The sequence below is a fragment of the Blastococcus sp. TF02-8 genome (assembly GCF_003319175.1).
Lineage (GTDB): Bacteria > Actinomycetota > Actinomycetes > Mycobacteriales > Geodermatophilaceae > Blastococcus.
In genome coordinates, this window is the sequence record NZ_QOHK01000004.1 from 152479 (window position 1) to 169264 (window position 16786).

Below are 16786 nucleotides of genomic sequence, written 5' to 3' on the forward strand. Positions count from 1 at the left end.
GAGTTCCCATGAGCAACCTGGACCGACGCCCGGCCGCCCGTGAGCTGGGCGGGACGCAGCAGACCTCGACCGGCCCGGTCCTGGACCTGCTGCCGGCCAAGGAGGTGCTGCTCGGCGAGTCCACCCGGGTGCGCCGGCTCCTGCCCACCCTGGGCCGGCGGATGGTCGGCGCGTGGGCGTTCGTCGACCACTACGGCCCCGACGACATCGCGACCGCGCCCGGCATGCAGGTCGCGCCGCACCCGCACACCGGCCTGCAGACCGTCTCGTGGCTGCTCGACGGCGAGGTGCACCACCGCGACTCGCTCGGCAGCGACGCGACGATCCGGCCCGGTGAGCTGGCGCTGATGACGGCGGGCCACGGCATCTCCCACTCCGAGCAGTCCCCCGCCTCGCATCCGCGGTTCCTGCACGGCGCCCAGCTCTGGGTCGCCCTGCCCGACGCCGACCGCGAGGTGGCACCGCACTTCGAGCACCACGACGCACTGCCGGGCTTCAGCTCCGACGGGCTGCGCAGCACGGTGCTCATGGGCTCCTTCGCCGGCACCACCTCCCCGGGCCGCGCCTACACCCCGCTGATGGGCGCCGACCTGGACCTCACCGCCGGCGCCGACGTGGAGATCCCGCTGGAGCCGGACTTCGAGTACGCGCTGCTGGCCTCCTCCGGCTCGGCGTCGATCGAGGAGGTCACGCTCGAACGCGGCGCGATGCTCTACCTGGGCACCGGACGACGGTCGCTGCGGCTGCGCGCCCCCGAAGCGGCGCGGCTGCTGCTCCTGGGCGGCGAGCCGTTCGAGGAGCGCCTGGTCATGTGGTGGAACTTCGTCGGCCGCTCCAGCGAGGAGATCGCCGCGTACGCCGAGCAGTGGAACGCCGAGGACGAGCGGTTCGGCGCCGTCGTCGGCTACGACGGCGACCGGCTCACCGCGCCGCCCCTCCCGCCGGTCCCCCTCGTCGCGCGCGGGCGGGTCCGATGACCGTCGACCCGAGGATGCTCGCGTTCGTCGCCGAGCAGCGCTGGGGCGTGCTGGCCACGGTCAAGCGCGACGGCCGGCCCCAGCTGTCCAACGTCGGCTACGCCTGGGACGACGGCCTGATCCGCGTCTCGGTGACCGCCGACCGGGCCAAGACCCGCAACCTGCAGCGCGATCCGCGGGTCACGCTGCACGTCGCGTCGAAGGACTTCTGGACCTGGGTCGCCGTGGAGGGCACCGCCGAGCTCACCCCCGTCGCCGCGGAACCACACGACGCCACGGTGGAGGAGCTGGTCGCCTACTACCGCGGCATCTCGGGCGAGCACGAGGACTGGGACCAGTACCGGGCCGCCATGGTCGCCGATTGCCGGCTGGTGGTCCGGTTCCGCCCGGAGCACGTCTACGGGCAGCTCCCCGGCTGACACCCGGCCGGCCCCGCGCCGTCCGGGGAGCCGTGGCGGAGGTCAGAAACGGCCACCGCCCGAGCTGCGGCCTCCGCCGCCTCCGCCGAAGCTTCCCCGTCCGAAGCTGCCACCGAAGCCTCCGCCGCCGCCGAAGCCGCCACCGAACCCGCCGGAGGAACGCCCCCCGCCGAGCAGGATGCCGCCCAGCACCAGGCTGCCCAGGTCCACGCCACCCCGCCGGTAGCCGCCACCGAAGCCGCCCGGCATGCCCCCGCCGAAGCCACCGCCGTAGCCGGAGTTCCAGCGGTCGACATCGTCCTGGGCGACGTCGAGCGCGTGCTCGGCGAGCAGCCTCGCCTGCTGCGCCGAGCGCAGCGCCGACACCGGGTCCGTGCCGGCCTGGTCGACCGCGGCCTCCAGGTAGCGCCGGGCCTCGGCCAGGCGGGTCCGCGCCTCCGGGCCGACGGCGCCCCGCCGGGTGTCGACGAAGTCGGTGGCCGCGGCGACCGTGGACCGCGCGGTCACCAGCGCCTGGTCCAGCGACGCCGCCGCGCGGCGGGCCTGCGTCTGCGCGTCACGGGCGGTGGACAGCGTCTGCTCGAGGGCGGCGTCGGCGTCCTCCAGCTGGCGAAGCGCGGCCAGCGGGTCACCGGGTGAGCCGTCGGCCGGACGCAGCGCGGTGTCGGCCGCGGCGAGCGCCGCCTCTGCCCGGGCGATCTGGGGCTCCAGCCCGCTGCGGTCACCGCCCCGGACCAGGGCTCGCGCCTCGGCGAGGTCCTTCTCGGTCTCCGCGCGCGCCGCAGCCACCCGTCCGCCCGCGGCGTCGAGATCGGCGGCGAGCCGCCCGACGGCGTCCAGCAGCGTCTCGGTCTGGGCCACGGCGTCCTCGGCCGCCCGCACGTCGCCGACGGCGTCCCCGCCCCGCCCGGCGGCCAGCGCCTCGCGGGCCTCCCGGATCTCCTGGTCGGCGGCGTCGAGGCGGGCAGCTGCCTGCGTCACGTTGTCGACGACCGACACCACGGCGGAGCCGGCGAACCGCTGCCGCAGGCCGGCAAGACGCTGCTCCTCCTGGGGCAGCCGGCCGCGCAGCGCCGCGATCCGCGGTTCGAGCGCGTCGAGCACCTGCGGGGCGTTCTTCTCCAGGTCGCGCAGCTGCTGGAACGCCGCGCTCTGCTCGTCCAGCCGGGCGCCGGCACCCTTCGTGAGCGAGAGGATCTCCGCGAGCATGCGCCGCGTCGTCGGCTCGTCCTCCGGGGTCTCGTCGTCCAGCTGCTGCCGCAGCGAGAACGCGCGGGAGAGCTCGGCCTTCGACTGCTTCAGCGCCGTCCCGAACCCGGCGACCGCCTCCTCGCCGTACTGCACGCGGGCGAAGTCCAGGTCGAGCTGCGAGGTCTTGACCGCCTCGTCCAGCTCCAGCAGCGACTCGCTGGCGCGGCCCTGCAGCTGGTCGGTCGGCATGCCCTCGTAGGGGTCGCGCTCCCGCGGGCGGCCGGCGGGCAGCGCCCGCCCTCCGCGGTTCCGGCGCGACCGGCTGACCAGGTAGGCGCCACCGCCGACAACGGCGATCCCACCCAGCACCGCGAGGGTCGCCCCGCCTCCGCCGCCGGATCCGCCGTCGGAGGCCGCGTCCCCGGGGTCGGCGCCCCTCAGCAGCGCCGCGAACGCGCTCACCCCACCGGCCCAGTCGTCCTCGGCGAGGTAGGGCTCCACCTCCTCGGCGGTGCGGTCGGCCAGCTCGGCCTCCGACAGCGGCGAGGCCGGCGGACGGGAGAACCCGTAGGCACGGTCCTGCACGGCCACGACGAGCAGCGCGTCGTTGCGACCCAGCTGGCTGAGCTCGGCGGTCGCGCTGGCCCAGTCCTTGCCCTCTGCCCCGTCGAAGCTGGCCACGAAGGCGACGAACAGCTGGATGCCGTTGGCCTTCCGCAGCTGGTCGACGGCTCGCTGGACCTCGTCCTCGTCCCCCTGCAGGGCGCCCACCTGGTCGGTGACCTGGTCGGTCAGCCGGAACGGGGGCACTGCCTGGGCGGGGCCGCCCGTGAGCACGAGGAGGGCGAGGACGCCCAGGACGACGCACAACCGGCGCACGGGGGGACCTCCTGGACGGGCGGGGCGGAACGGCTCGACCCTACCGACGCGCGAGGGGTCCGGCCCGGTCGCCGTGGGTAGGGCCGGTCGACCGCATCCCACCGAACCAGGAGGCCCCGTGCCCGACCGCGACTCCGTCCCCGCCGCCGACCTGCCGGCCCGCACCGTGCGCCGGGCCGGCGACTGGGCCGTGGGCAACCGCGGGCCCGGGCCCGACGGGGAGGACCGCTACTTCGCCGTGTCCCGGCTGTGCCGCCACCAGCTCGCCGACCTGTCCGAGGGCACCGTGGACGCCGACGGCTGCCTCGTCTGCCCCTGGCACCAGAGCCGCTACGACGTCCGCACCGGCGAGATGGTCGAGGGACCGAGGGGCTTCCTCGGCTACCACGGCCCGACGCCCGGCTACACCCAGCTGGTGCGGCTGCTCGGCTCGATCGCCCGGCTGCGTGTCCGCCGGGCCACCCGCCAGGGCGACGACGTCGTCCTCGAGTGAGGCACGGGGCTAGGACTGGCTGAGCTGCTCCCAGGTGGCCCGCCGGCGCGCCTGCTCGGCCGGGTCCGGCACGGGCAGCGAGGCCAGCAGCCGCTGGGTGTAGGGGTGCTGCGGGTTGCCCAGCACCTCCGCCCCCGTGCCCTCCTCCACCAGCGAGCCCCGGTAGAGCACCGCGATCCGGTCGGCCAGCAGGTCGACGACGGCGAGGTCGTGGCTGATGAACAGCGCGGCGAAGCCGAACTCGCGCTGCAGCTCGTCGAACAGCTCCAGCACACGGGCCTGCACCGACACGTCCAGCGCCGAGGTCGGCTCGTCGGCGATCAGCAGCTCGGGCTGCAGCGCCAGTGACCGGGCGAGGCTGGCCCGTTGCCGCTGACCACCGGAGAGCTCGTGCGGGAACCGGTCGCCGAACGCCTTGGGCAGCTGCACCGCCTCGAGCAGCTCGTCGACCCGGCCGCGCGCCTCGCGGGCGTCGCCGGCCCGCTTGTGCACGACCAGCGGTTCGGCCACGGCCTCGGCGATGGTGAGCAGCGGGTTGAAGCTCGACGCCGGGTCCTGGAAGACGAACCCGATCCGCTCGCGCACCGGCCGGAAGGTCTTCTCCTTCACGCCGTTCATCTCGGTCCCCAGCACTTGGAGCGAGCCGCCGGTGACCTTGGTCAGCCCGGCGATGGCCCGGCCGATCGTGGTCTTGCCGCTGCCGCTCTCGCCGACCAGGCCCAGCACCTCGCCGGGGCGGATGGCCAGGCTGACGCCGTCGACGGCGACGAAGTCGGGCTGGCGCAGGCGGCCCGGGTAGACGATCCGCAGGTCGCGGGCCTCGACCACCGGCGCGCTGTCAGCCCACCCGGCCTCGCGCCGGGACGACCGCTCCACCGCGCGTGCCGACCCCTCGCCCAGCCGCGGCACCGAGGCCAGCAGCTTCTGGGTGTAGGGGTCCTGCGGGCTGGAGAAGAGGGTGGCGACGTCGGCCTGCTCGACGATCTTCCCGGAGTACATGACCGCCACCCGGTCGGCGAGGTCGGCGACGACGCCCATGTTGTGGGTGATCAGCACGATGGCGGTGCCGAACTCGTCGCGGCAGCGGCGCAGCAGGTCGAGGATCTCGGCCTGCACGGTGACGTCGAGGGCCGTCGTCGGCTCGTCGGCGATGATCACACCCGGATCGAGCACGAGCGCCTGCGCGATGACGATGCGCTGCTTCTGCCCGCCCGAGAACTGGTGCGGGTAGTGGTCCACGCGCTTCTCCGGGTCGGGGATGCCGACCCGGCGCATGACGTCGACGACCTTCGCGCGGGCCTCGGCGCGGGTGTACTTCCCGTGCGCGCGCAGCCCCTCGGCGATCTGCCAGCCCACCGGGTACACCGGGTTGAGCGCGGTCGACGGCTCCTGGAACACCATCGCGGCGTCGACGCCGCGGATGTCGCCGAGCTGCCGCGGCGACAGGGTCACGACGTCGTGGGCGCTGGCGCCGTCCTTGCTGCGCAGCACCACCGCGCCGCGGGTGGTCGCGGTCTCGGGCAGCAGCCCGAGGATGCTGCGCGCGGTCACGGACTTGCCGCTGCCGCTCTCTCCGACGATGGCCAGCACCTCACCGGCCGCCACCGCCAGGGTCACGCCCTTGACGGCGGCGACGTCCCCGGAGTCGGTGGCGAAGGAGACGGTCAGGTCGTCGATGTCGACGACGTCACGGGCGGGTGTGGTGGTCACAGCCCGACCTCCTTCGCGGGGTCGAGTTCGGTCGGGACGGCGGCCGCGGCCGGCACCACCGAGGTCTCGGCGACGTCGGCGGGCGACGTGCCGCCCCGGCGGCGGGTGCGCAGCCGGGGGTCGGCCAGGTCGTTGAGGCTCTCCCCCACCAGCGTCAGACCGAGGACGACGAGCACGATCGCCAGGCCGGGGAACACCGAGGTCCACCAGATGCCGCTGGTCACGTCCGACAGTGCCTTCTGCAGGTCGTAGCCCCACTCGGCCGCGGCCGTGGGCTCGATGCCGAACCCGAGGAAGCCCAGCCCCGCCAGCGTCAGGATCGCCTCGGAGGCGTTGAGCGTGAGGATCAGCGGCAGCGTGCGGGTGGCGTTGCGGAACACGTGGCGCGACATGATCCGCCACTGCCCGGCGCCGATGACGCGGGCGGACTCGACGTAGGCCTCGGCCTTGATCCGCACCGTCTCGGCCCGCACCACCCGCAGGTACTGCGGCACGAAGATGACGGTGATCGAGATGGCCGCGGCCATGATGCCGCCGGCGAGGCTCGACTCACCGCCGTTGAGCACGATGCCCACGACGATCGCCAGCAGCAGCGAGGGGAAGGCGTAGATCGCGTCGGCGATGACGACCAGCACCCGGTCCAGCCAGCCGCCGAAGTAGCCCGAGACCAGTCCGAGCAGGACGCCGATCACGATCGACATGAGGACGGCGGCGACGATCACCAGCAGGGCGGTGCGCGAGCCCCAGATGACCCGGGAGAGCACGTCGTAGCCACCGACCGTCGTCCCGAGCCAGTGCTCCGACGACGGCGCCTGCTGGGCGCCGAACGGGCCGGCCGGGTCGCGGAGCTGGTTGTACTCGTAGGGCGCCAGCAGCGGCGCGAACAGCGCCGTCAGCAGGAACAGGCCGGTGAGCAGGAGGCCGGCGACCAGCATGCCGCGCTGCAGGCCCACGCTCTGCCGCAGCTGGCGGACGACGGGCAGCCCGCGCCAGCCGCGCGGCCGGCGGCCGCCGGCCTCGACGGCTGGAGCCTGGGGGGTGGCGACGGTGGCCATCTCAGTACCTCACCCGGGGGTCGATGAGCGCGGCGATGACGTCGACGACGAAGTTGACGACGGCCACGATCACGGCGGCCAGCACGACGATGCCCTGGACGGCGACGAAGTCGCGCGCCTGGAGGTACTCGACGAGCTGGAAGCCCAGCCCCTTCCACTCGAAGGTCGTCTCGGTCAGCACCGCGCCGCCGAGGAGCAGCGCGATCTGCAGGCCGATGACGGTGACGATCGGGATCAGCGCCGGGCGGTAGGCGTGCTTGCGCAGCAGCCGCCGCTCGCTGACCCCGCGGGAGCGCGCCGCCTCGACGTAGCCGCTGCCCAGCGTGCCGATGACGTTGGTGCGCACCAGCCGGAGGAAGACGCCGGCGGTGAGCAGCCCGAGCGCGATCGCGGGCAGCACGGCGTGCTCGAGGACGTCGGAGAGCACCTCGCCGTCGCCGAGCCGCAGCGCGTCGATCAGGTAGATGCCGGTGCTGCCGTCCAGGGTCTGCAGCTCGATCTCCGCACCGGTCGAGGCGCGGCCGGCGACGGGCAGCCACCCGAGGTTGACGGCGAAGACCAGCTTGAGCAGGAGGCCGGCGAAGAAGACGGGGGTGGCGTAGCAGAGGATCGCGAACACCCGCAGCACCGCGTCGGGCCAGCGGTCGCGCAGGTAGGCGGCCAGCCGGCCCAGCGGGATGCCGACGACGAAGGCGACGATCAGGGCGTAGAAGGCCAGCTCGAGGGTGGCCGCACCGAACGTCGTCAGCATCTCGGTGACCTTGCGGCCGTCGCTGAGCGCCGTGCCGAAGTCCCCGCGCACGAGCTGGGTCAGGTACTCCCAGTACTGCACCAGGATCGGCCGGTCGTACCCCGCGGCCTTGATCCTGGCGGCCAGCTCGGCGGCCGGCAGCCGGCCGCCCTGCGCGGCGGTGATCGGGTCACCGGTGAGCCGCATCAGCACGAAGACCGTCGTCACCAGGATGAAGATGGTCGGGAAGATCAGCAGGAACCGGACGAGCAGGTAGCTGCCCAGCCCACCGCCGCCACCGCGGGTCCTCGCCGCGGCGACGGGCGCGGCACCCGGAGCTGCACCGCCCCCGGTGAGCTCGGTCGTGGTCGTGGTCATGTCTCCCACTCGTGGTCTGGCCCGTACGAAGGTCGGCCCCGGGTGATCCGCGCGCAGCGGGTCACCCGGGGCCGTGGTGCCTTCAGTTTCTCAGAGGCTGGGATCAGCCCTTGCTGAGGGCGCCGTAGCGGAACTTGAAGGACGCGTCGAGCGTGTCCTCCGCGCCCTCGACGTCGGCGCCGGTGACGGCCACCTGGGCACCCTGCAGGTAGGGAACCGTGGAGAGGTCGTCGCCGACCTTGTCCTGGATCTCGCCCAGCAGCGCGGTGCGCTCGCCCTCGTCAGCGGTCGTCGCCTGCTGGAGGATCAGGTCGTTGACCTCCTGGTCGGCGTAGTGGTTGCTGAGGAAGTTCTCCAGGAGGAAGAACGGCGTCAGGTAGTTGTCGGCGTCGGAGTAGTCCGGGAACCAGCCGAGCTGGTAGGCCGGGTACGCGTCGGCGGTGCGCTGCTTGGAGTACTGCGTCCACTCCGTCGTCTGCAGGTCGACCGAGAACAGGCCGGAGGCCTCCAGCTGGTCCTTGATCAGCGCGTACTCGTCGGCCGAGGACGGACCGTAGTGGTCGTTGGAGTACTGCAGGCTCAGGTTCACCGGGGTCTGGACGCCGGCGGCGGCGAGGCGCTGCTTGGCCTTGTCCGCGTCGGCACCACCGGAGCCGTCGCCGTACTTCTCCTTGAGCGGCTCGGTCGCGCCGGTCAGACCCTCGGGGACGAAGGAGTACAGCGGGGTGTAGGTGCCCTTGTAGACCTGGTCGGCGATCTCCTCGCGGTCGATCAGGTCGGCCACGGCCTGGCGCACGGCCTGGGCCTTGGCCGGGTCGGCCTCGGGGGTCTTCGCACCGTAGGGCTGGGTGTCGAAGTTGAAGACGATGTAGCGGATCTCGCCGCCGGGACCGTCGACGACCTTGACCTTGTCGTTGCCGCGCAGGTCCTCGATGTCGGTCGCGGTGAGGCTGCGGAAGGCGACGTCGATGTTGCCCTCCTGGATCTCCAGCTTCAGGTTGGAGGCCTCGGCGTAGTACTTGACGTTGACCTTGTCGGTCTTCGGCGCGCCCAGCAGACCCTGGTAGTCCGGGTAGGCCTCGTAGGAGATGAGGTCGTTCTGCTTGTAGCTGGTGATCGTGTACGGGCCGTGGAACGCCTTGCCGTCGACGATCTCCTTGTCCGGGGTCACCGAGTCGGCCGAGAAGACCTCCTCGTCGACGATCGGACCGGCCGGGCTCGACAGGATCTGCGGGAAGACCTGGTCGTTCGGGCTCTTCAGGTTGAACACGACCGTGGTGTCGTCCGGCGTCTCGACGCTGTCGAGGTTGTAGAGCAGCGACGACGGGCCGTTCTCGTCGGCGATCGCCAGCTGACGGTCGAAGGTGAACTTCACGTCGGAGCTGGTGAGGTCGTGCCCGTTGGCCCACTTGAGGTCGGGCTTGAGCGTGACCGTGTACTGGGTCGGCGCGGTGAACTCGGCCGACTCGGCGATGTCGGGCTCGACGTCGGGGCTGCCGAAGGGGGTGTTCATCAGGAAGGGGAACACCTGGTTCATCACCGCGAACGAGCCGTTGTCGTACGAACCGGCCGGGTCGAGGAAGGTGATCTTGTCCGTGGTGCCGATCGTCAGGGACCCGCCGTTCCCACCGCCGGAGCCGCTGTCACCGTCGCTGCCACCGCAGGCGCTGAGCACCAGGGCCGTCGCAGCGAGGCCGGCCGTGGCGACGCTGCGCCGACGGCTGATCGAACCGGAAGTCATCCGCTACCTCGTTCTCATCACAGCGGCCGCCGGTGGAGCGTGGAGCCGCTGGTGGTCAGGGAGATCAAGTCCTAACACACGATTTCGCGGCCCAGTGAGGTCCTCCGATCACCGTTACCGCGATGTGACTGGCGCGGAGAGCTGGCCCACAGGCGGCCGACCCCGGACCGGATGGGCCCGGAATCCCGGCTCCGGTGGCCGGTCGGCCCGGTCGACACCGCTACGCGTCGATGCGACGGCGCCCCTCGAACGCCCGCCCCAGCGTCACCTCGTCGGCGTACTCGAGATCTCCGCCGACCGGCAGCCCGCTGGCCAGCCGGGAGACGGCCAGCCCCATCGGGCCGACCAGCCGCGCCAGGTACGCAGCCGTCGCCTCGCCCTCCAGGTTCGGGTCGGTGGCGATGATCAGCTCCTTGACGGTGCCGTCCATGAGACGAGTCATGAGCTCCTTGACCCTGAGGTCGTCGGGGCCGACGCCGTCGATCGGGCTGATCGCCCCGCCCAGCACGTGGTAGCGGCCGCGGAACTCGCGCGTGCGCTCGATGGCCACGACGTCCTTGGGCTCCTCGACGACGCACAGGACGTCGTCGGACCGGCGCGGGTCACGGCAGATGCGGCACTGCTCGGCCTCGGCGACGTTGAAGCAGGTCACGCAGAAGCGCACCGACTCCTGGACCCGCGTCAGCGCGGCCACCAGCCGGCTCACGTCCGCGGACTCGGACGACAGCAGGTGGAAGGCGATGCGCTGGGCGCTCTTGGGCCCCACGCCGGGCAGGCGACCGAGCTCGTCGATCAGGTCCTGGACGGCACCCTCGTACACGGTGCTCCTCGGGGTTGCGAAGTAGGTCGGGTGGGCGGCGCGGTCAGAAGCCCGGCAGGCCCAGCCCCCCGCCAGGACCGCCCAGCCCACCGGCGAGCGGGCCCATGCGGCTGGCGGCGAGCTCGTCGGCCGTGCGCTTCGCGTCGCGCACGGCGGCGACGACGAGGTCCTGCAGCGTCTCGAGGTCGTCGGGGTCGACGGCCGCGGGGGCGATGGTGAGCGCGGTGAGGTCGCCGTCGCCGGTCATCGTCGCCGAGACCAGGCCGCCCCCGGCGGTGCCGGTGACCTCGGTCGCGGCCAGCTCCTCCTGGGCGGCGACGAGCTGCTGCTGCATCTCCTGGGCCTGCTTCATCAGCTGGGACAGGTCGGGAGCGCCTCCGGGGAACATGCCCCGAGAGTAGGCCGCCGGTACGACCGTGCCGGTCGTTTCCCGGCGATGCCGCCGAGATCGCGGCCGCAACGCCGGGAAACCGCCGGCAGCGCCGCCGTCAGCTGTCGACGGGGCGGGCGCCGAGCTGCGCGCGCAGCAGCTGGAGCGCCGCCTGCTCCTGGTCGACGGCGGGCTCGGGTTCGCGGTCGCCACCCGAGGAGACCTCGGCGGCCCGTTCCGCCATGAGCTCGCGCGCCTCGGCGGCCTCGGCCTGGCGGGCGGCCTCGCGTGCCTCCTCGGGCGCGACCTTCGCAGCGCCCGCGCCCCCTCCACCGGCGCCCTCCACCACGGCGTCGATGCGCCAGCGCACGCCCAGCAGCTCGTTGAGCGCCTCGCGGAGGACGTCCTTGTTCAGGTCGTCGCCGATCCGGCGGGCCAGTGCCGGAGAGGAGGTGGACAGGGTGAGGACGCCGTTGGCCAGCTGGTGCACCTGCGCGTTCTTGAGCAGCGCCTCGGTGGTGCGCTTGTGCTTCTTGACGACGGCGAGCAGCTCCGGCCACACCCGGCGGACGTCGGTCGTGCTTAGCTCACCGTCGCCACCGGCCGGGGCGTCGGGCGGGTTGGCCGAGACCACCGGGGTCGGCTCGCCACCGCGGGGCGCGGGCGCGGACTCGGCAGCGGCCCGGGGCGGCGAGGCCGGCGGCCGGGGCTGCTCGACCCGCGCCGCAGCGGCCTGGACGGCAGCGGGCCGGGCGGGGTGTGGCCAGTCCTCGTCGTCGGTCGGCTCGGGCGGCAGCGGGATGTCGGGCTCGCCCTCGGCCACGCGCGGGGCACGCGCGGCGGGGGCGGGCTCCGGGGCGGGGGCGGGTTCCGCAGCGGGGGCTGCTGCCGGTGGCCGGGGACGGCTGCCGGGCCGAGCGGTCTCCGGCCAGTCGGTGGACGCCGCGGCCGGGGTCGGCGTCGGGGCCTCCGCCGCCGGAGCGGTCGGCGCGGCCGGAGCGGTCGGCGCGGCCGGAGCGGTCGGCGCGGCCGGAGCGGTCGGCGCGGCCGGAGGGGTCTGGGCTGCTGCGGCGGGGGCCGCAGGGCGGGCGGGGGTCTCGGCCGCGGACTGCGACTTGCGGACGAACTCCCGGCGCGGACCGGACGACTCCGCCACCGGCGGCCGCGGCGCCTCGGGCCTGGGCGCCTCGGGCTGCTGCGGCTGCGGCGCCTCGCGCACGGGCGATGGACGCGCCGGGGCCTCGACGCCCTCGACCGGCCGGCCGGCGTGCTCACCGGCGATCGACATGCGCCGTTCGATGCGCTCCAGACGCTGCAGGGTCGCCGCGGCCGAGCCGTCGGTGGCGGGCAGCAGCATCCGGGCGCAGACCAGCTCCAGGAGCAGCCGTGGCGCCGTCGTCCCCCGCATCTCGGTCAGGCCCTCGTGCACGGTGTCGGCCATCCGGGACAGCGTCGCCGAGCCCAGCGCCTGTGCCTGGGAGTTCATGAGGTCGAGGCGGTCGGGCGGGCAGTCGAGCAGCCCGTTGCCGCCGGCGTCCGGCACCGCGTCCAGCACGATCAGGTCGCGCAGCCGGTCGAGCAGGTCGGTGGCGAAGCGGCGCGGGTCGTGCCCGGCCTCGACCACCCGGTCGACCGCGCGGAAGACGCCGGGGGCGTCGTGCGCCGCGAGGGCGTCGATGGTCTCGTCGAGCAGCGCGTCGTCGGTGACGCCGAGCAGCCCGACGGCGCTCTTGTAGGTGACGCCGTCCGGCCCGGCGCCCGCGAGGAGCTGGTCGAGGATCGACAGCGAGTCGCGGACCGACCCACCGCCGGCGCGCACCACCAGGGGGAACACCGTGGGCTCGACCTGCACCCCCTCGGCGACGCAGGTCTTCTCCAGCAGGGCGCGCAGCGTCGTCGGCGGGACGAGGCGGAAGGGGTAGTGGTGGGTGCGCGACCGGATGGTCGGCAGGACCTTCTCCGGCTCTGTCGTCGCGAAGACGAAGACCAGGAACTCCGGCGGCTCCTCGACGACCTTGAGCAGGGCGTTGAAGCCCTGCGTGGTCACCATGTGCGCCTCGTCGACGATGTAGACCTTGTAGCGGCTGTTCACCGGGGCGAAGAACGCCCGCTCGCGCAGGTCACGGGCGTCGTCGACACCACCGTGGCTCGCGGCGTCGATCTCGATGACGTCGAGGGAGCCCGGGCCGTCGGGCGCGAGCGCGACGCAGGAGCCGCAGACGCCGCAGGGCGTGGAGGTCGGGCCCTGCTCGCAGTTGAGGGAGCGGGCCAGGATCCGCGCCGAGGAGGTCTTGCCGCAGCCGCGCGGGCCGCTGAAGAGATAGGCGTGGTTGATCCGGCCGGCGTCGACCGCGTTCACCAGCGGGGCGGTGACGTGCTCCTGCCCGACCACCTCGGCGAAGGTCGCCGGGCGGTACTTCCGGTAGAGCGCGAGAGCCACGAGGCGAGATTACGTGGCCGGGGTGACGCTCCGGGCGCGTCGTCCACTCGGGCCCACCAGGAGAGCAGAGGACCCCCCGCGCACCCGCCAGAGCCCGCTTATCCTTGCTGCCTTCCGGCCCTGGGGAGGTTCACAGGGTGACGCCACGCGAGGGGTCGCGCCCACTGTAGTGGAAACCCCGGCGACCACCGACGTGCGCCCCGTTACGCTGCCCTCGCGCTCCGCCAGGGGCACCAGGAGCGTCATGTCCACCCCGCACAGCACCGCGCCCGGCCGCGGCTTCCTGCTCCTCGTCCTCGCGGCCCTGTGCTGGGGCACCACCGGCGTCAGCGGAACCCTCGTCTCCCGGCACAGCGACCTCGGGCCGCTCGACATCGCCTGGTACCGCATGGCCGTCGGAGCGGCCGCCCTCCTCGTCCTGCGGGCCGTCACCCGTCGTCGCGCGGCGCCCGTGCCGTCCCTCGACCGCGGCACCGTCGTGCGGCTGGTGCTGGTCGGCACCGGGCTCGGGGCCTACCAGCTCGCCTACTTCGCCGCGGTGGCCAGGGCCGGCGTCAGCATCGCCACCCTGGTCGCCCTGGGCCTGGCGCCGCTGCTCATCGCGCTCGGCGCGATCCTGCTCGGTCACGGCCGGCCCGACCTCGCGACCGTGGTCGCACTGGTGGCCGCCCTGGTCGGGCTCGTGCTGCTGGTCGGCGTGTCGGCCGGCGCCGACACCGGGACGACGGTGCTGCTCGGTGCGCTGCTGGCGGTCGGCTCGGCGCTGGGCTACAGCGTCGTGACACTGGCCGGAGCGGATGTGCCCGCGGGCGTGCCGGTGACCCTCGTCGGCTTCGCGGGCGGCGCGCTGCTGCTCACCCCCGTCGCGCTGGCCACCGGGCTGCAGTTCCCCACTGACCCGGTCGCCATAGGCGTGCTCCTCTACCTGGGCGTGGTGCCCAGCGCCCTGGCCTACTCGATGTTCTTCGCCGGGCTGCGCAGCGTCCCCGGCGCGATCGCCTCGATCGTCACGCTGCTGGAGCCGCTGACCGCGACGGCGCTGGCCACCCTGTTCCTCGACGAGCACCTCGAGCCGCTGGCCACGGTCGGCGGGCTGCTGGTCCTGGCCGCCGTCGCGGGTCTGTATCTGCACCGGTCACGGCAACCCGTGCCCGTCGGCGCCTGAGCGGAACGCGGACGGGCCCCCGGCGTGCTGCCGGGGGCCCGTTCGTCGGTCCTGCGGAGGATGGGAGATTCGAACTCCCGAGGGGTTGCCCCCAACCCGCTTTCCAAGCGAGCGCCATAGGCCACTAGGCGAATCCTCCAGGTACGCAGAGGATCCTACCGGGCGCTGTCCGGCGATCGGCCGGGACACCGCCGGGGAGGCCGCGAGGAGCCCGGTGCGGCATCCTGCACCGCAGAGCGGTTCGCCGGGCAGCCGGTGGGGAAGGCCCCTGAACTGCGGGGCACGGACGAGGAGGCAGACATGAGCGAGCACAGCGAGGTACGGCCGGACGTCGTCGAGGCGATCGTCGGTGTGCTCAAGGGCGGGGACGCCGGAGAGCTGCCGTCCGGTGCCACCGCGGAGGAGAAGACGGCCGCCAAGGACCGGTACCTGTCGGAGTTCGTCGCCGAGCGCAGCAAGCGAGACCGCCAGGCCCAGGCCTGGGAGCTGCTGCTGACCCGCAGCTACGACGAGCCGCCCACGTGGCAGCGGATCTTCGACGACCTCGACCCGAGCGTGCACACCGAGCTGGGCGAGCTCTACGACGCCCTTCCCGCCGGCGCGCAGGAGGAGTACGCGCGCCGGTACGGCGTGCCCTCCACCGTCTGAGCGCGACCCTCCCCCGTCGATGACCCGTCCTGTCACCGCGCCCGGTCGACTCATCGCCGGGCGCTACCGGCTCGAGTCGCAGATCGGTGGCGGTGGGATGGGAGCCGTCTGGCTCGCCCGCGACGAGCTGCTCGGGCGCCAGGTGGCGGTCAAGCAGGTCCTCTCGCCGCTGGGGGCCGACGAGAAGCAGATCGACGAGCAGCGGCAGCGTGCGCTGCGCGAGGGTCGGATCGCCGCCCGGCTGAGCCACCCGCACGCGATCTCGGTCTACGACGTCGCGCTGGAGAACGGCGCGCCGTGGCTGGTCATGGAGTACCTGCCCTCGCGCAGCCTGGCGGCCGTGCTCACCGAGGACGGCGTGCTGCGGGTGGACCAGGTGGCGCAGGTGGGCGCCCAGGTCGCCGACGCGCTGGCCGCGACCCACGCCGCGGGCATCGTCCACCGCGACGTCAAGCCCGCCAACATCCTCATCGGCCGGGGCGGCCGCGTGGCGGGCCTGGTCGAGATCACCGACTTCGGCATCTCGCACGCGCGCGGGGACGTCACCCTCACCCAGACCGGCCAGATCACCGGCACCCCGGCCTTCCTCGCCCCGGAGGTCGCCCAGGGGTACGAGATGACCGAGGCGAGCGACGTCTTCTCACTCGGCGCGACCCTCTACACCTGCCTGGAGGGCACCCCTCCCTTCGGCATGGAGGACAACCCGCTCGGCATGCTGCACAAGGTCGCCGGTGGCCGGATCACCCCGCCGCGGCGGGCCGGCTCCATGACCGCGCCGCTCATGCGGATGCTCGCCGCCGATCCCGCCACGCGGCCGGCCATGACCGAGGTCCGCGACGAGCTGGCGAAGCTCGCCGCCGGCCGGGACGGCGACACCACGACGGTGCTGCTCGCCCGGACCGACCTCACGCCGGCACAGGGCCACGGGGGCACCGCCGTCCTCCCCGCCGCGGCGAGCACGCCGGACCCGGCGACGCCCGTTCCGCCGGCGGCCCGCACCCCGGTGCCGAGCACGACGCCAGCACCGGCCGTCCGTCCCGCGGTGAGCGCGCCGTCCCGACCGCAGGGCGAGGACCCGGTCCCTGCGCCCCGTCGGCGACGGTGGCCCTGGGTGGCCGCCGTGCTCGGTCTCGCGGCCCTCGCCGGCCTGCTGGTGCTGCTGCTGAACCTGCCCGGTGACGACGACACGGACGGGAGCTCTGCCGACGCACCGGCCACGACGACCGAGGCCGCGCCGTCCTCCGGCGAGGAGGCCGCGGAGTCGACGCAGCCGGCCCCCACGACCGAGTCCGAGCGCACCGACGAGCCGGCAGCCGACCCCCTGAGCGCGGGCAACATCACCGCGTTCCTCGAGGACTACCACCGCCAGGTCATCACCGATCCGGCCGCGGCCTGGGAGCGCACCGGGCCGACGCTGCGCAACGCGATCAGCCGCGAGAACTACATCGCCTACTGGAACCGGTTCTCCGACGTCACCATCAGCGACATCCAGGCGACCGACGGACAGACCACCGCGACCGGCCGGCTCACCTGGGTCCGCGCGAACGGCGGCCAGGAGTCGGCGGTCCGGCTCTTCACGCTGATCGAGCGGGACGGGCAGCTGGTCCTGGACAGCGAGACCGACCCCTGACACGACGGAGCCCCGCCTCCCGGGAGGGAGAGCGGGGCTCCGGTGCTGCTGGCGGTGGCGGTGGGATTTGAACCCACGGAGGGGGTTGCCCTCACACGCTTTCGAGGCGTGCTCCTTCGGCCGCTCGGACACGCCACCGC

General features: G+C 73.7%; 14 protein-coding genes, 2 tRNA genes and 1 other RNA gene. 6 read left to right on the top strand and 11 right to left on the bottom strand.

Translation table 11 applies throughout. The annotated features are described in order from the left end of the window. The first annotated feature begins 8 nt into the window (after positions 1–8). Together DQ237_RS09955 and DQ237_RS09960 are read left to right on the top strand one after the other, a co-directional pair. Complete coding sequence (locus DQ237_RS09955; protein WP_113799691.1) at positions 9–977, top strand: pirin family protein; 969 nt, start codon at positions 9–11, stop codon at positions 975–977. Further along, complete coding sequence (locus DQ237_RS09960) at positions 974–1396, top strand: PPOX class F420-dependent oxidoreductase (RefSeq protein ID WP_113799693.1); 423 nt, start codon at positions 974–976, stop codon at positions 1394–1396. Before DQ237_RS09955 ends, DQ237_RS09960 begins: the two co-directional genes overlap by 4 nt. A 42-nt stretch (positions 1397–1438) precedes the next feature. Here DQ237_RS09960 and DQ237_RS20515 read toward each other — a convergent pair whose 3' ends face one another. Continuing rightward, positions 1439–3466 carry a TPM domain-containing protein gene (locus DQ237_RS20515; protein WP_113799695.1) on the bottom strand — a complete coding sequence of 676 codons (2028 nt, stop codon included), beginning with the start codon at positions 3464–3466 and terminating at the stop codon, positions 1439–1441. 118 nt (positions 3467–3584) lie between these two features. Here DQ237_RS20515 and DQ237_RS09970 point away from each other — a divergent pair, with 118 nt between their 5' ends. Beyond that, the gene (locus tag DQ237_RS09970) at positions 3585–3959 is read left to right on the top strand and encodes a Rieske (2Fe-2S) protein (RefSeq protein WP_113799697.1); all 375 of its coding nucleotides are present in this window, start codon (positions 3585–3587) and stop codon (positions 3957–3959) included. 9 nt (positions 3960–3968) lie between these two features. Here DQ237_RS09970 and DQ237_RS09975 read toward each other — a convergent pair whose 3' ends face one another. The 8 genes from DQ237_RS09975 to ffs form a co-directional block, all read right to left on the bottom strand. Further along, complete coding sequence (locus DQ237_RS09975) at positions 3969–5669, bottom strand: ABC transporter ATP-binding protein (RefSeq protein WP_113799698.1); 1701 nt, start codon at positions 5667–5669, stop codon at positions 3969–3971. After that, complete coding sequence (locus DQ237_RS09980; protein WP_113799700.1) at positions 5666–6724, bottom strand: ABC transporter permease; 1059 nt, start codon at positions 6722–6724, stop codon at positions 5666–5668. Before DQ237_RS09980 ends, DQ237_RS09975 begins: the two co-directional genes overlap by 4 nt. Position 6725: 1 nt before the next feature. Beyond that, on the bottom strand, positions 6726–7832 hold the full coding sequence (locus tag DQ237_RS09985) for an ABC transporter permease (protein WP_113799702.1): 1107 nt from the start codon (positions 7830–7832) through the stop codon (positions 6726–6728). A gap of 103 nt (positions 7833–7935) precedes the next feature. Beyond that, the gene (locus DQ237_RS09990; RefSeq protein ID WP_113799704.1) at positions 7936–9573 is read right to left on the bottom strand and encodes an ABC transporter substrate-binding protein; all 1638 of its coding nucleotides are present in this window, start codon (positions 9571–9573) and stop codon (positions 7936–7938) included. A 220-nt stretch (positions 9574–9793) separates the two neighbouring features. After that, positions 9794–10393: a recombination mediator RecR gene (gene recR / locus DQ237_RS09995; RefSeq protein ID WP_113799706.1), complete on the bottom strand. Its 600-nt coding sequence runs from the start codon at positions 10391–10393 to the stop codon at positions 9794–9796. A 43-nt stretch (positions 10394–10436) separates the two neighbouring features. After that, the gene (locus DQ237_RS10000; RefSeq protein ID WP_113799708.1) at positions 10437–10781 is read right to left on the bottom strand and encodes a YbaB/EbfC family nucleoid-associated protein; all 345 of its coding nucleotides are present in this window, start codon (positions 10779–10781) and stop codon (positions 10437–10439) included. Between the two features lie 100 nt (positions 10782–10881). Then, the gene (locus tag DQ237_RS10005; protein WP_113799710.1) at positions 10882–13203 is read right to left on the bottom strand and encodes a DNA polymerase III subunit gamma and tau; all 2322 of its coding nucleotides are present in this window, start codon (positions 13201–13203) and stop codon (positions 10882–10884) included. A gap of 64 nt (positions 13204–13267) precedes the next feature. Then, an RNA gene (gene ffs / locus DQ237_RS10010) (signal recognition particle sRNA small type) lies at positions 13268–13363 on the bottom strand. An 84-nt stretch (positions 13364–13447) separates the two neighbouring features. Here ffs and DQ237_RS10015 point away from each other — a divergent pair. Beyond that, positions 13448–14368: a DMT family transporter gene (locus DQ237_RS10015; RefSeq protein WP_113799712.1), complete on the top strand. Its 921-nt coding sequence runs from the start codon at positions 13448–13450 to the stop codon at positions 14366–14368. 54 nt (positions 14369–14422) lie between these two features. Here the strand turns inward: DQ237_RS10015 and DQ237_RS10020 are convergent. Continuing rightward, a tRNA-Ser gene (locus DQ237_RS10020) sits at positions 14423–14507 on the bottom strand. 161 nt (positions 14508–14668) lie between these two features. Between DQ237_RS10020 and DQ237_RS10025 the strand changes: the two genes are divergently transcribed. Both DQ237_RS10025 and DQ237_RS19915 read left to right on the top strand, forming a co-directional pair. Then, a complete protein-coding gene (locus tag DQ237_RS10025) occupies positions 14669–15016 on the top strand; it encodes a hypothetical protein (protein ID WP_113799713.1) in 348 nt (115 codons plus the stop codon). Between the two features lie 19 nt (positions 15017–15035). Further along, complete coding sequence (locus tag DQ237_RS19915) at positions 15036–16646, top strand: serine/threonine-protein kinase (protein WP_205730156.1); 1611 nt, start codon at positions 15036–15038, stop codon at positions 16644–16646. Between the two features lie 49 nt (positions 16647–16695). On the opposite strand, the gene DQ237_RS10035 is transcribed toward DQ237_RS19915, so the two are convergent. Further along, positions 16696–16784 (bottom strand) — tRNA-Ser (locus DQ237_RS10035). Positions 16785–16786 lie beyond the last annotated feature (2 nt).